The following is a 13,633-nucleotide window of genomic DNA, read 5'->3' as shown; positions in this document are numbered from 1 at the left end:
ACGCGCTCCCCGATCCCCACCCTCCCCACTCCTTTGACCTGGTCAAGCAAGTGGGGAACCCGATCGGGGCTGGGGAATTTCGAAGATCCTCATCAAGGTCGGTGCTCTGCGACGGGGCCATGGGCATGGTGGTGGTGTCCTCGTGTTCAGTGGGTGGCCGGCCGATGGGGGCGCTGCCCGGCGGGTTCGGGCTCAGGCTCGGGCAGGACAGCCCGGGCGCGTTCGCGGGCGGTGCCCCGGCGATCGGGCAGGGCGTTGACGGCGGCCGCGATCTCGATCGCGTTCAGGTCGGTGACCAGGTGACTCAGCGCCTGGGCCTCGGGCTCGGTGATCTCCTCGGTGATGTGGTGGCCGCACCGCAGGACCCGGGGCTCGTGGACCTCCGGCAGCGGGAGGGCGTTCGCGCGGGCGGCCGTCATCGTGGTCCCCAGTTCCACGGGGCGGGGTGGGCGCCGCGCAGGCACGCGAGGCGGTGGGCGGCCTGCCGGCGGGCGCCGGGGTCGAGCCGGGCGCGGCGGACCGTGTCCATGACCGCGGTGAGGACAACGGTGTCGCGTACGGTCTGGTAGCCGGACCAGGCGCCGATGTAGGGGTGGGCCACGGCGTGGTCTTCGCGTTCGTAGGAGAGGTAGGTGTCGGCGTAGGTCCGGTGGTCCTGACGCGGGCCGGCGAGCAGTTCGGAGCGCCAGCGGGCGGCGACGAGGTCCCACTCGCGGTGGCCGCGGGTCAGCGGGCGGCGCAGGAGGAGTCCGACGTGGGTGCCGTCGTCGTGGACGGGGACCATGCCGAGGGCGCCGAGGACGACGGTGTCCGGGGTTGGCCAGTCGAGGTAGTCCCACTCCTCGCGCAGCTGGGCCGCGCGTTCGCGCAGGAACCGGCGGGCGGTCTCGTCCAGCGGGGTGTCGTCCAGGCCGTCCAGCAGGGAGGCGAACGGGTCGTGCTCCCGCAGCCAGGACGCCGTCCCGGGGTCGATGCGATGGGTGAGGGCGGTCACCCACGCGGACAGGGACGTGTCGGTGCTCGGCCTCCCGGGGTTCTGCCAGAAGGTCACGGCCCGGCCGTCGGCGGCCGCGCGGACCTCGGTGTAGTACGGGCAGACGACGGGCAGCCGGTGCTGCCGGAGGAACTGCGCACCTCTGACCAGGGCCCAGGCTTCGTCCAGGTCGGGGTGGACGACAGCGAGTGCGTGGGAGTCGGGCAGCGACCACAGGTGGTTCGGGCTGTCGCTGACCAGCTCGGCCTTCGCGGGGTCGTCGCCGGTGGCCACGCAGGCCTGCGTCAGGGCCTCGTAGGAGGCCGCGATGTCCAGTCTGCGGGCGGGGCTGACGGTCTTGAGCAGCGTCTTGGTGCGGGTTCCGACGCTCACGGCACAGTCCTCGAATACGAACGAATCGGATGGATGGACGGGAATGGACGGGAGGGGAATCCGTCCGGGACGGCCGGGCTCCCGAGGCCGGGCCAGCACACCGGGTGGCACCGTCTGCGGGAACGGCGCCACCCGGAGCCACAGGACCCACCCCTCATGCGGGGCCCTGCGGGTGTCCGCGCCTGCACTCTCCCGGTTGCAGTGAGGAACGTCGCCTTGGACGCGGTGAGCGTGCGCGCCCCATGCGGGCGGGGCGGTGCTCTTCCGCCACCCGCCGCCGCGACGTTCTCGGGGCGGGTGTTCCGGAGTCCGGTGGCAACACGTGCTACCGGAGGCTTACGAGGTGCCGGTCACGCCGGTATTCGGTCGAGCGCCGGCTGCCCGTACGACCTGCGCATGGCGGGCCGAGGCCGGAACTCCCGCACGAGCGCGTCCGTGCACGGCACCGCGGCCTGCAGGTCGACCTGCTTGCCCATGGTGGCTGCCGGACGCACCTGCTCGGGAAGCCCGATCTCCGCCCAGATCTCCTTGCCGCCCTCGGGGCAGTCCTCGACCCCAAACCGGGACACGACCGCCGTGACGAGCATCAGCCCGCGCCCGCAGGTCGCCTCGTTGGTGGCCGACCGGTACTCGGGGCGGCCGAGCCCCGGGTCGGTCACGGACACCCGCAGCACACCCGCGGCGTACCGCAGGCGTGCGGTCAGCATCAGGTCCGGCCGCTCGCCGCCGCAGCCGTGCACGACGGCGTTCGTGCCGAGTTCGGACAGCACGAGCCGCACATCGTCCAGCACCGCGTCTTGCTGCGGCCCGTCCAAGCCGAGCAGAGGCAAGGCCTCCTCTGCCCAGCAGCGGAGGCCCCTGATCCGCACTCGCTCGGAGGGGAACCTTGTTGTGATGGTGCGTGATCTCGGTTCCATGGTGGCGTCTCACCTACTGGGGGAACGGGAGGCTGGCATCTTCAGGACCCGACGATGAGCACGTTCGTGACTCGTCGGGGCAGGTAGCTCTCGGCAGCCGGATCTCCCGGGCCTCGGAAGGGGGAGTACGAGGCCCGGGAGATCCGCCGACTACTCGTCGCTGTCGTTTTCGTGCTGGTTGCCGCTGTCGTGCTCGGTGCCGTGGTTGTTGTTGCCGTCGCTCATCGATGTGTCCTTTCTGGGAGGCTGCCGATCTCCGGCAGCGCCGGTGTGTGATGGAGCCGCCGCAGGGCCCGTGAGGCCCAGGCCGGGGCTCGGCCCGAACCGCCGCGCGATCGCAGACGTACGGGCCAGCGGGCCGGATTCCTGTGGGTCCTTCGTGATTCGCCAGGTCCGGTGCCACTGACGAACAGTCAACTAGCGCAACCTCAGGAATGGATAGGACTTTTCTGCCTGGGCGCCTTCACGCCCCTCGGACATTTCTCCGGGGGTTGACGACGGGCTTGAGAGAGGTAACGTCGCCCCACTGGACCGAGGAGTGCGCCCATGGCAACTGCCGCCCCGAACCACGTCCTTCGGGGACTCATGCTCGCGAACACGTTGTCCGCGAATGACCTGGCGCGAGCCGTCAACGCCGCTGAAGAGAAGCGGTTTGGGCAACCCGGGAATGCCTCGGACAGGCACGTACGACGCTGGCTCTCTGGTGAGACAGGACTGCCGCAGATGCACTATCTCGTGGCGCTCATGGACGTCTTCGACCTGGCTGCCGATCAGCTCGGCTTCACTCTAACGGGTGCAAGGGCCCGACAGCTTGCCGTACTCCAGCCTCGATCTACGCTGCTGGGAGAAGCGCCTGCCAAGGAGGACCACGTGCTCCGCCGCCATTTCATGATCGCCGCAACCGGAAGCCTCATCGGTTTTGCCTTTGCACCATTGCCGGCCTCCGGACGGATAGGGATGACCGACGTCGACCGCATCAGGGGGAGCATCGACGAACTGCATGCCGTGGACGACGCCTATGGGGGCGAACAGCTCGCCGATGTCGCGGAGGAGGCCGTCCTACAGATTGAGTCGGCCATGGGGCGGTGCGTGTACGGTCCTCGGGTTGAGGCGGCACTCTACCAGGTGATCGGTGAGTTGCATGCCTCAGCAGGGTGGTTCGCCTTCGACACCGGCGACCAGCCCCGCGCGAGCAGGAACTTCGACTCGGGCCTGCGCGCCTCCCTGCTGGCCGGCGACCGCATGCTCCAAGCCCGTATCTGGGCCTACATGGCCCGTCAGTCGTGGGAACTCGGCAGAGCAACAGAAACCGTTACGATCGCCCGCCGGGCGTTGGACGCCACACGCAATGGTCGTGACCACCGCCTCAGCGCACTGCTGCACGGTCGACTTGCCCTCGGCTACGCGGCCTCGGGAGAAAGCAGCCGGTGCGCGACTGCTCTGGCGCGGGCGGAGATCGCGTTGGACAGGGTCAGCGGTGCGACACCTCCGGCGTGGCTCGCCTTCGTCGGCCCCGGTGAGCTGCTAGGCGCCGTTGCGATGGCCCACATGGACCTCGGCCAGGCCGATCGGGCAGCTGACCAGGAAGAACAGGGGATGCGCCTGCTGGACCCAAAGTTCCGGCGCAACCGCTTCGCCAAGCTGACACACCTCTCGGAGTGCTACCTCGCCGCCAACGAGCCGGAGAAGGCGGTCAACACGGCAGACCAGGCCCTCACTCTCTACCCGTCGGTCAACTGCCCCCGATGGGGCGTGCGCCTCGGCGCATTCCGAGGGAAGGTGGCTGAGCTCGACCTACCGGTGACACGGGCCTTCGTGGAACGCTACGACATCCTGACCACTTCATAAGGAGCCGTTGTGGCCGCCACCCTGACCATCAGCTACTACACAGCCGGGGACCTGCCCGCCATCGAGACCCGGCTGATCGCGGTGTACGCCGAGGTGTACTCACAGGAGGCCGCCACCGACCCCTTCTTCTCCGTCGAGCGGTTCACCGAGCGTCTGCACCGTCACGCCGCCGGGCCGCGCTGGGGTTGCGCTCTCGGCGAGGTCGACGGCGAGGCGGTCGGATACGCCTACGGCTTCGCCCGTACGGAGGCCTACCGGTGGGGCGGGCTGATCACCCCAGCGCCGGCCTCGCTGCTGGAGGAGACGGATACCCGGACCTTCGCCCTGTGCGAGGTGATGGTCCGCGCGGCCTGGCGGGGCAAGGGCGTCGCGCGCACCCTGCACGAGGAACTGCTGTCCCAACGGACCGAGGAGCGTTCGCACCTTCTGGTCGAGGAGGACCACCCGCGGGTCAGGGCGCTCTACGAGCGGTGGGGATACTCCCGCATGGGCACCATGCAGCCCTACCCGGACGGGCCGCGCTACGACTCCATGCTCCGCATGATCGTCTGAGCTTCACAGTTGACGTCCGACAGTCCGGAAGGCTCTTCGGGCTGGCCGGATCAACACGGAGTGACCGGTCGAGGCCGTGGTCTGGGCTGGGCATTCCAGGCGGTCGGTTCGGTCGCCGACGCCGTCGGGCCGGGGAACGTGCGGCTCGACGCGATGCGGCGCCTGCGTGCCTGCCTTCCCGCACTCCCGCAGGGCAGCGACCGCGTCCGGGCGCTGACAGCGGTGCTCAGGCGGCTGGACGGCGCGGCGGGCTGACGGTTCCTCGCACCGGGTGTCGGCCCTGATGGCCGGCGTCCTGGCTCGAGGGCAGGGAGTCCTGGACGAGCGGCCCGCCCCGAGTTCCGTCCTCTGACGTGAAGGCGAAGACCCTCGGCGACGAGCCGGGGTCGAGACGGAACGGCGCCCGGTCCCGGCTGCAGCCGCCGCAATGGGCTGTTGCCCGGTGACGTCGCCGGGTCGCGCAGGAATCCGATGCCATGGTGCCCCGGCTCCGCCGCCAGGACAGCGGGGCCGGGGCACCACGGGTGGGTCAGTTGCTGGTCGTCAGCAGCCGGTTGGCCAGGGCGTCGGCGAGGCGGTAGGCCTCGTCGGCCGAGAGGGTACGGCAGATGGCGTCCGCCAGCTCCTCCACGTTGTGCCAGTCGACGCTGCCGAGTTCCGCCTGCGGGGCGGTCGACGACTGCTCGTCCACCGGGGCCACGGCCCGCTGCTCCGGCATCGGGAGCGGCTCGGAATTTTCCGCGGAAAATCGCTCGGTGCTCCGGACGGGCTCGGCATTCGCGACCGGGTTGCGGTTTGCGGGCTCCGGCCGAGGGGTGACAGGAGCCGGGGCCTTCACAGTGGCCGGTGCCGTCTCCGCTGCCGCAGCCGACTGGGCTGGCGATGCGGTGACGGGCGTCGCGGCGGGCTGCGGTGCGGGAGCCTCAGCAGGCGCCTTGGCGGCGGCCTTGGCCTCCAGCTTCGCGGCGCGCCTGGCGGCCACGGCGTCGGCGTCGGCCTGGAGCAGTTGCTCCAGCTCCGCGGTCTGCCCGGCCAGGGACATCGCCTCGATGCCCTTCACCGACCCGAGCCGGCGGGCGACGTTGATGGAGACGCCCTCCTCGCCGCGAGCCTTGGCCCGCACCTGGCGCTGCAGCTCGGGGTGGAGCTTCAGCAGGTTCTTGCGGTGCGAGATCCAGCTCTGGGACCAGCCCTCCGCCTCGGCGGCCTCCTTGGCGGTCGGGTACTGCGCCACGATGAGAAGGACCGCATTGGCCTCCTCGATCGGGTCGAAGTCCTTGCGCGCCATGTTCTCGTCGAGCGCGGCCCGCAGCAGGGTCGCCTTGGACTCCGCCACCGAGTCGTCCACGACGACGAGCAGCTGCTCGCGCCCGTACAGTTCCGCGGCGGCACGCCGGCGGTTGCCGTTGACGATGACGACGTCCTGCGGTCCCGCGCCCAGCGTCTGCCGGTCCTCCGGCCACAGCCGCAGGTAGGCGGCCGGGGTGACGGCGAGGCAGCTCTGCAGCTGGCGGTCCTTGATGCTCGCCAGGTCGGAGAGGTCGCCCAGCTCGTCACGGGGGTTGCGCGGGTTGGGGAGGCAGCTGGCGGTGGGGATCCACTTGGCCACCGGGGCGTCGTTGGCGCTGTCCACACCCGGAGCGTCGACGACCGGGTCGGTGGCCATCGAGGCGAAGGAAACACGACGGCCTGCCATCAGCGGCCCCCGTAACCGAGCTCGAGGGACAGACGGAAGAAGTCCTCGCGGGCCCGGTAGGCGGTGCCGCTCTCCTTGTACTGGGTGACGACCGTTCCCTCGGCCACCGCCCGCGAGTGGATCTTGTACCGGCGTAGGACGGTCTTGGCGCGGGGCCACCCCTTCGCCGTGATGTACGCCTCGGTGTCCTCCAGGTCGGCGCGGCCGTCCCGGGGGTCCCAGTTGTTGACGACGATCCGGAAGGGGATGTCCATGGGCTCGATGACCTTCTGGATCGTCCGGGCCGTCGGGTCGAAGCACAGCGGCTCGGTGATCATCGGGACCAGGACGTCGTCCGCGATCTCCAGCGCCCTGCGCAGGATCTCCTCGTCCGCCAGGGTGCCCGGCGTGTCGATGAAGATGTGCTGGTACTCGTCCTTCTCGCCGAGGACGTCGAAGGTGCACGCCGCGAGGTTGACCGTGGTGGTGGTCTTGCCCACGCCGCCCTTCTGGTTGGCGATGACGTGGATCTTCGCGCCGGTGTTCTTCAGGTGGATCAGCTGCTCGGCGTGGTCGTGTGCAGCCATGAAGTCGAAGGGCAGGTTGTCACCCACCCGCTCGGCCCAGACGACGGCGGACCCCTGAGGGTCGGTGGACACGACAAGCACGGATGGCTTCATGATGTTCCGTTCTCTCCGTGGGCTTCCCGGGCCGACTGCCCGGTACTGCGGATGCCCGCCGCTCAAAGCCGTGGTCGGCGGACAGGGAACAGCATTCCAGATGATCAGCCCGGAGCCTGACACGACCCGCGTGTCATGGAGCACAAAAGGGGTTGGATCGCGGTGGCCGGACTTCCGGAGAATCGTCCTTCTTCCCTGAAGTGGCGTCCAATCTCCAGGGTTTCCACCTGCGGTGATGCATGTTTGACGGAGGGGGGAATCTGTGAGCACTGGTCATTCGCATGGGAGGGCCCGTCGTGCGCTTTCCGGCTTTCGCGACGCAGGCCGACTGTCGTGGCACGGTGGGTCCCGCCCGGAGCCGGTCACCGGGTGACGGCCGGCTCCGGGCCCGAACTGGGCAGGGTGAACGTCGGTGGTGCCCAGCCGACTGCGCCACCTCGGAGCAGCACGGGACGCGCGACGGTGATCCCGTGATCCCGCTGCTCGAGGTGCTCCCCTGTGGGGTGACGTGGCGGAGCGATGTGCCAAGGGTCGGCCAACCGAGGAAGTAGCCCTGCTCGGTTGGGAGAACGGAGCGCCAGGTTGGCCCCGCATAGTCGGGGCTGTGGACTCGAACTGAACTAATTGGCGTACTCTGAGCCGAATCACAGCAGGTCAGAAAGTGTCGGCCCCGCACGCGCGGGGATGGCTCCCTGTCCACCAACAGCAGCGGCGCCTCCGTGGTGTCGGCCCCGCACGCGCGGGGATGGCTCCCGCTGGTCGACCGCTTCCTCGGGCCTGACGGCGTCGGCCCCGCACGCGCGGGGATGGCTCCTTCCGTCGCTCGCCGCCGCCGCGCGACAGCTTGTCGGCCCCGCACGCGCGGGGATGGCTCCACCGAGGGCCTTTTTGATTTCTCCTCGGGCTCGTCGGCCCCGCACGCGCGGGGATGGCTCCGCGGCCGGGGTGTGCACCGCGAGGTTCGCGCGGTCGGCCCCGCACGCGCGGGGATGGCTCCGAAGACTGGCTGCGCAGCCGGCGTTGGGACATGTCGGCCCCGCACGCGCGGGGATGGCTCCGCGGGTCACCATGGGGCGCCCACTCCGTGTCCGTCGGCCCCGCACGCGTGGGGCGGCTTCCATGACGAGCCGGCGTGGTCCTGGCGGCGGCAGGCTGAAGGGCCTGGCCGAAACCAGCGCCCACCGGCTCCACAAGCTTCGACTGGGCACGGTTCCGAGCCCGCCCCCTGAAGGCCTCCGCCGCAGGACACGGCGTGCCGCCGAAGGCGAACCGGTGCCAGCAGCCTGTCACGAGGCCGGCTGAACGGCGTAGTCTCTCCGGATCGGGTCGGTCGGATCCGAACATCACACCAGAACAGCCGAGAACGGGGATCGGAAGTGCGCCGTCATGCGCTGGTGGTCGGCGTGGGAGGCGCGGCCGCGAGCCTCACTGATGAGTCGCCTCCGAACTGGCCGCCGCTCGCCTACGCGGCCCCCTATGCGCAACGGTTGCGCGAGGTCCTGGGCAAGCAGTACTCCTACGTCCTCCTGGAGCCCGACCCGGATCCCGCGTCCACCGCGGCCGCGCTCAGTGACGCGCTGACGGCAGCGGTCAAGAGCGGGGCCGACTTCATCGTCATCCACCTGCTCGGGCACGGGGCGCCCACCCGCAACAGTCACGGGCTCCAGGTCGTCGGAGGTGACGGTGAGCTCACCGAGGCACTCTCCCGCTGGGTCGACCTGGCTGAGAACCTGACGACGGGAGGGGACAGCGAGCCCGCCGTCCTGCTCGTGCTCGACCTCTGCCACTCCGGCACGGTGGTTACCGAGCACCTGCGGTCGCTGGTCCGGCCGGAACATCGGCGGGTATGGGTGCTGGCGGCCTGTCAGTCCGACCAGTCGGCCTACGACGGCCGCTTGAGCCTGGCGTTCGACGAAGTCCTCCGGGGCTTCGCATCAGGCGCCCTGAAACTCGACGAGTCGCACGAGCACATACCGATCGACCGCCTCTGCCGCGAAGTGGCCCTCCACGTCGAGGACCAGGGTGCGGGTTCCTACTCCCAAGCCGTGGAGCGCCCGCTCGTCGCGCTCGGTACCGACCTCTCCCACCTCCGGTTCTTCCCCAACCCGCGCTACGAGCCCGGCGGTCCGCGCGGCCGCGCCGGCGTCGACCCGGCGGTTTTCGCCTTCCTCGACGAGGTGGCCGACGCTCGCCATTTCGTGGGGCGGGCGCATGGAGGCAACGGCGCCGCCGCCGAGAGCGGTCTGTCGACCTTCACCGGCCGAAGTGCCGAGCTGCGCGAACTCACGGCATGGGCGGAGAGTGAGGGCGCCCCGGTGCGGATCGTCACAGGGGCGCCCGGGGCGGGCAAGTCCACGCTGGTCGGCATCCTCGCCTGCACCGCGCATCCCCTGCTGCGCGAGGCCACGGAGTGGTTGTGGAGACCGTCGGCCGGTGACCTTCCCGACGCCGTCGAAGGGCTTGCCGTCGTCCACGCGCGACGGCGGACCGTCGCCAGGATCCTTTCCTCCCTCGCAGCCCAGTGGAACCTGGAACCAGCAGACCCCACGACCACGTGGACCACGGACCGGCTGGTGGCCGCGTTGCGCACCAGAGCCGAACCGCCCCACCTGATCGTGGACGCCGTGGACGAGGCCGAGAATCCCGCTGACCTCGTCACCGCCCTGCTGCTGCCCCTGCTGTCGATCGAACGCGCGGACATGAAGCCGCTGTGCCGGGTGCTGATCGCCACCCGTCGCGAGGAGAGCCTTCGGCACCTCTTCGAGGTCACCGCCCGGTACTGCGATCCGATCGACCTGGACCATGTCCCCCCGGCCCGGTTGCGCAAGGACCTCGTGAACTTCGTCAGCCGCGTGCTGCGCCCCATGGCGGACGAGCCCGCGTGGTGTTCCCTGTCCGCGGCCGAGAGCCTCGGCAGGGCGATGGCGGACACGCTGCTCACCGGCACACGGGAGTACGGTGAGTTCCTCGTCGCCGGCCTCTACCTCCGCCTGCTGCGGGACCAGGCCGCGCCCCCGGTCGACGTGGCCGAAGCCGAGGCCTTGGGCCGGGACGTCCCCCGTACCCTCGGTGCGGTCCTCGACCTCGACCTGGAGGTCCTCGCCCGGCCCGGACTTCGCGAACTCCTGGCCGCGTTGGCGTGGGCCGAAGGCGACGGGATGCCTGAGGAACTGCTGGTCCGTGTCGCGGACATCGCGTCGGCTGGAGGGAGCGACGAGTGGGCGGACGCGGCGGAACTCCTTCAGATCGCGCGCTTCTACGTGCGCCGGAACGTCGACCGTGAAGGAACGCCGGTGTACCGCCTCTTCCACCAGGGGCTCGCCGACGAACTGCGCGGTCGGCCCGGTCTCGACGCGGCGACGGTCTGGGAGCGGCTCGTGGCCACGGTACGGCCGGCCGGTGCCCGGCAGGGCCGCTGGTCGACCGCCGTGCCGTACCTGCTGAGCCATGCCGCCCGTCACAGCGCCTCCGCCGGCAGGCTCGACGAGCTGCTCGAAGACGCCGAATTCCTCGTCCACGCGGATCCGGCCCCGCTGGTGAACGAGCTGTACCACGGTGAACGGAGCCCGCGCGCTGCCGTCTATCTGACGTCCTACGGAGCCCACTACGACGGGCCGCCCGACCAGCGGCGGACAGTTCTCGCCATCGACGCGGCCCGGCACCAGCAGTGGCAGCTGAGTTCCGAGCTGTCACGGGACACGGCGTGGAGGATCCGTTGGACGGCCGGACGCGATCTGCACCCCGGCCTGCTGAGGACGCTCACCGGGCATCGCGGCGAGATCTCGGACATGACGACGCTCGTGATCCAGGAGCGGCCCCATGCCCTGACGGCCGGACGGGACGGTACGGCGCGCCTGTGGGACCTGGACTCGGCCGAGACGACACACGAACTGGCCGGTCACGGCTCGCCGGTGAACTGCGTCGCGGTTGTGGAGGCGGACGGTGCGCACATCGCGGTGACGGGATGTGAGGACGGAGTCCTGAGGGGCTGGGACCTGACGACGGGACGTCGCCTCTGGACGAGGCAGGCCCACACGGGTCCGATCCGGTCCATGGTGGCCATGCCCTACGGCGGGGCGCCGGCGTTTGCCACCGCAGGGAGGGACAAGGTCATCCGCTTCTGGCGCCCGTCCTCGGGGGACCTGCTGTCCGACATCCGGATGCAATCACTCCACGCGCCCCCCATCAGCGGTGAGGTATGGCAGCTCTCCCATGTCGTGGTCCCCGGCCGGGGCGACTGCGTCGCCGTCTGCTACGACGATTGGCTTTCGGTGCTCACGGTGCACGGTGAGGAACTGGGAGACGAGGACCTGCTGCTCACCGTGCCGGAACGGCCGACGCGAGTGCGGTACATCGAGCGCGGATCCGATCTCGAACCGGTTTCGGGTGACCGTGACGGCATGGTCTTGATCGGGTACGAGCTCCTGGACGAAGCGCACGCCGATGCCATCACGGACCTCGCCCGTGTCTCCTTGGAGGGCTCCGCCTTCGTCGTCAGCGCGAGCGCGGACGGAACCGCCCGACTGATCGAGACGCGTGAGCCGTGGCGCGCGCGTCAGGTGGCCAGTCACACGACGAAGATCACTCGTGTAGCAGTGGTTCCCGACCCCGACGGCATGCGACTCCTCACCGCGAGCGAGGGCGGTACCGTCCGGATCTGGGACTTGACGGCCGAGACGACCCAGCAGCGGTACTCCGGGCACGTCCACACCGTCACCGCGCTGCTGGCCCTGCCGGGAGGCCGGCTGGTCTCGTGCGGCGCCGACGGGACCTTGGCGTTGTGGGACACCGAGACCGGGGAGATGCAGCAGGTCTCCCTCCACGTTGATCACGACGGCCACCTGATGCCGGATGAGGCGACCGGCGTCGCACTGCTGGAGGACGGAGAGCACCCGCGGATCGTCGCCTCCTGCGCCAGGGAGGACTTCGCGCTGTGGGACACGAGCGTCGCGGAGGAGACGCTCGAGGGACGGGTCGACGGTTCCCTGCCCGGTACCGACGCCATCGTCTCGGTTGTGATCGACGGCGTGCCCCACATCGCGTGCGCGGGCCCGACCGTCAAGCTCTACAGCCTCGATCGTGTGGACTACCTGGCGGCCTGGCCCCATGGCCACGGAGACTGGCCGAGCGCACCCACCGGCGAACGCGAGCTGGACCTGCCCGGAGACGTGGCCTGCATGGCCGCCTCGGCCGGCCACATCGTCGCCGGGTACCGCTCGGGTGTCGTCCGATCGGCACCGCTGCGAGGTTCGTCCGGAGGACGCGAGCTCACCCGGCACCCCACTGCCGTCTGGGCGGTGGCCACGGTCGAACTCGACGGGCAGCTCCACGCCATCAGCGGGGACCACGCGGGAGCGCTCCGCCTGACGGCGTTCGACGGCACCTCGCAGGTCGACCTCGTCGGACACACCCGTGCGGTCTTCACCGTCGTACCGGTCACGTTCCAGGGCCGAGCACACGTCCTCACCGGCGGCATGGACCGTTCGATGCGACTGTGGGACCTGACGACCGGTCGGCAACGCGACGTCTTTTGGTTCCCCGACACCGTGTTCGCCATCGCCGTGGCCGAGGACAGCACCGTCTTCGCAGGCGTGGGCCCGGACATCGTCCGCCTGGAGCCGACCGATCACCTGTTCCCCCTGCGGCCCTGGACGGCCCCGGCACAAGAAACGAGGACCGCATGACCGCCATCGTCGGAGTGCACGGCGTCGGGCACTACGCGGCCGGCCACTCCCCCGTGGATGTCGTCGCCGCTCGCTCGACGCTCTGGACCGGGGACCTCGCCGCCGGACTCGGCGTCGCCCCCGACCGGATATCACTGACCTACGCCTACTACGCCCACCACCTGCACCGCGACCGGCCGGTCGCGCAAGGGGCGGCGGACGCTCTCGAACAGCTTGTGCGCGAGCATCCGGAGGCGGTCGCCGGGGTCACGGACTGGGCGGAATCGTTGGACGAGTCCCTGGGCCTGGGGCTGCCGGCGGTCACGGCGCAGGGACGTCTGGCCGTGCCTCTGCGGCAGCTCGTGTCGGTCATCGCCGAGCGCCTCAGCCTCGACGGCCGGCTGACCCGGGCCTTCATCGGCCTGTTCTTCCGGGACGTCGCCCTCTACCTCGGGCAACGGGACGATGCCACCCGTATCGCCGCCCGCGACGAGGTGGCCGCCGTCATCGCGTCGGCAGGGGCACGGGTCGTGATCGCCCACTCGCTCGGCAGCGTGGTCGCCTACGAGGCCCTGCACGCGCACCCCGAGCTCGAGGTCGACCTCCTCCTGACCCTCGGCTCGCCGCTGGGGCTTCCCCACGGGGTCTTCGACCGGCTGTCACCGACGCCTGTCGACGGCACCGGGCAGCGACCGGGAGGGGTCCGCCGTTGGGTCAACCTCTGCGACCACGGCGACATCGTCGCGATCCCCCGACCGCTGAAACGACGCTTCCCCACCGTGGACCTCGACCTGGTCGACAGCATCGCCCCGTTCGACTTCCACAAGGTGGCACCGTACCTCCGGTCGGCCGCGGTGGCTGCGACCATCGCCCCGTTCCTGGGCGGGGGCGGCTCGTCGAGCTGACGAGCGCCGTCGCACGCTGAGGGAAGG

10 protein-coding genes and 1 CRISPR repeat array are annotated in these 13,633 nt (G+C 70.4%); of the genes, 5 read left to right on the top strand and 5 right to left on the bottom strand.

Going from position 1 to position 13,633, the window contains the following annotated elements; all coding sequences use genetic code 11:
* Positions 1-146 precede the first annotated feature (146 nt).
* The 3 genes from ACWDCZ_RS22360 to ACWDCZ_RS22350 form a co-directional block, all read right to left on the bottom strand.
* The gene (locus tag ACWDCZ_RS22360) at positions 147-419 is read right to left on the bottom strand and encodes a hypothetical protein (protein WP_449816777.1); all 273 of its coding nucleotides are present in this window, start codon (positions 417-419) and stop codon (positions 147-149) included.
* Positions 416-1,366, bottom strand: a complete 951-nt coding sequence (locus tag ACWDCZ_RS22355; protein ID WP_449816776.1) for a hypothetical protein — start codon at positions 1,364-1,366, stop codon at positions 416-418. Before ACWDCZ_RS22355 ends, ACWDCZ_RS22360 begins: the two co-directional genes overlap by 4 nt.
* Positions 1,367-1,716: 350 nt before the next feature.
* The gene (locus ACWDCZ_RS22350; protein WP_449816775.1) at positions 1,717-2,283 is read right to left on the bottom strand and encodes an ATP-binding protein; all 567 of its coding nucleotides are present in this window, start codon (positions 2,281-2,283) and stop codon (positions 1,717-1,719) included.
* Positions 2,284-2,829: 546 nt separating this feature from the next.
* On the opposite strand from ACWDCZ_RS22350, the gene ACWDCZ_RS22345 reads away from it, so the two are divergent.
* From ACWDCZ_RS22345 to ACWDCZ_RS22335, 3 genes are read left to right on the top strand one after another with little or no spacing between them, the layout of a single operon-like run.
* Positions 2,830-4,131 carry a hypothetical protein gene (locus tag ACWDCZ_RS22345; RefSeq protein WP_449816774.1) on the top strand — a complete coding sequence of 434 codons (1,302 nt, stop codon included), beginning with the start codon at positions 2,830-2,832 and terminating at the stop codon, positions 4,129-4,131.
* A gap of 9 nt (positions 4,132-4,140) precedes the next feature.
* Positions 4,141-4,683 (top strand): N-acetyltransferase family protein, encoded by a 543-nt coding sequence (locus ACWDCZ_RS22340; RefSeq protein ID WP_449816773.1) that lies wholly within the window; start codon positions 4,141-4,143, stop codon positions 4,681-4,683.
* Positions 4,684-4,743: 60 nt separating this feature from the next.
* Entirely contained in the window at positions 4,744-4,938 is a 195-nt protein-coding gene (locus ACWDCZ_RS22335; RefSeq protein ID WP_449816772.1) for a hypothetical protein, read from the top strand.
* A gap of 274 nt (positions 4,939-5,212) precedes the next feature.
* Here ACWDCZ_RS22335 and ACWDCZ_RS22330 read toward each other — a convergent pair whose 3' ends face one another.
* Complete coding sequence (locus ACWDCZ_RS22330; protein ID WP_449816771.1) at positions 5,213-6,349, bottom strand: ParB/RepB/Spo0J family partition protein; 1,137 nt, start codon at positions 6,347-6,349, stop codon at positions 5,213-5,215.
* Between the two features lie 29 nt (positions 6,350-6,378).
* Entirely contained in the window at positions 6,379-7,017 is a 639-nt protein-coding gene (locus ACWDCZ_RS22325) for a ParA family protein (RefSeq protein WP_375876880.1), read from the bottom strand.
* 684 nt (positions 7,018-7,701) lie between these two features.
* A CRISPR array of direct repeats spans positions 7,702-8,157; the repeat unit is 29 nt; unit sequence GTCGGCCCCGCACGCGCGGGGATGGCTCC.
* A 257-nt stretch (positions 8,158-8,414) separates the two neighbouring features.
* Between ACWDCZ_RS22325 and ACWDCZ_RS22320 the strand changes: the two genes are divergently transcribed.
* Together ACWDCZ_RS22320 and ACWDCZ_RS22315 are read left to right on the top strand one after the other, a co-directional pair.
* A complete protein-coding gene (locus ACWDCZ_RS22320) occupies positions 8,415-12,722 on the top strand; it encodes a hypothetical protein (RefSeq protein WP_449816770.1) in 4,308 nt (1,435 codons plus the stop codon).
* Positions 12,719-13,606 (top strand): serine peptidase, encoded by an 888-nt coding sequence (locus ACWDCZ_RS22315; RefSeq protein WP_449816769.1) that lies wholly within the window; start codon positions 12,719-12,721, stop codon positions 13,604-13,606. The genes ACWDCZ_RS22320 and ACWDCZ_RS22315 overlap by 4 nt, the downstream gene beginning before the upstream one ends.
* The last annotated feature ends 27 nt before the right edge of the window (positions 13,607-13,633 follow it).

It is taken from the genome of Kitasatospora sp. NPDC001225, from assembly GCF_053597855.1.
This window is presented reverse-complemented; position numbering and strand designations above follow the sequence as displayed.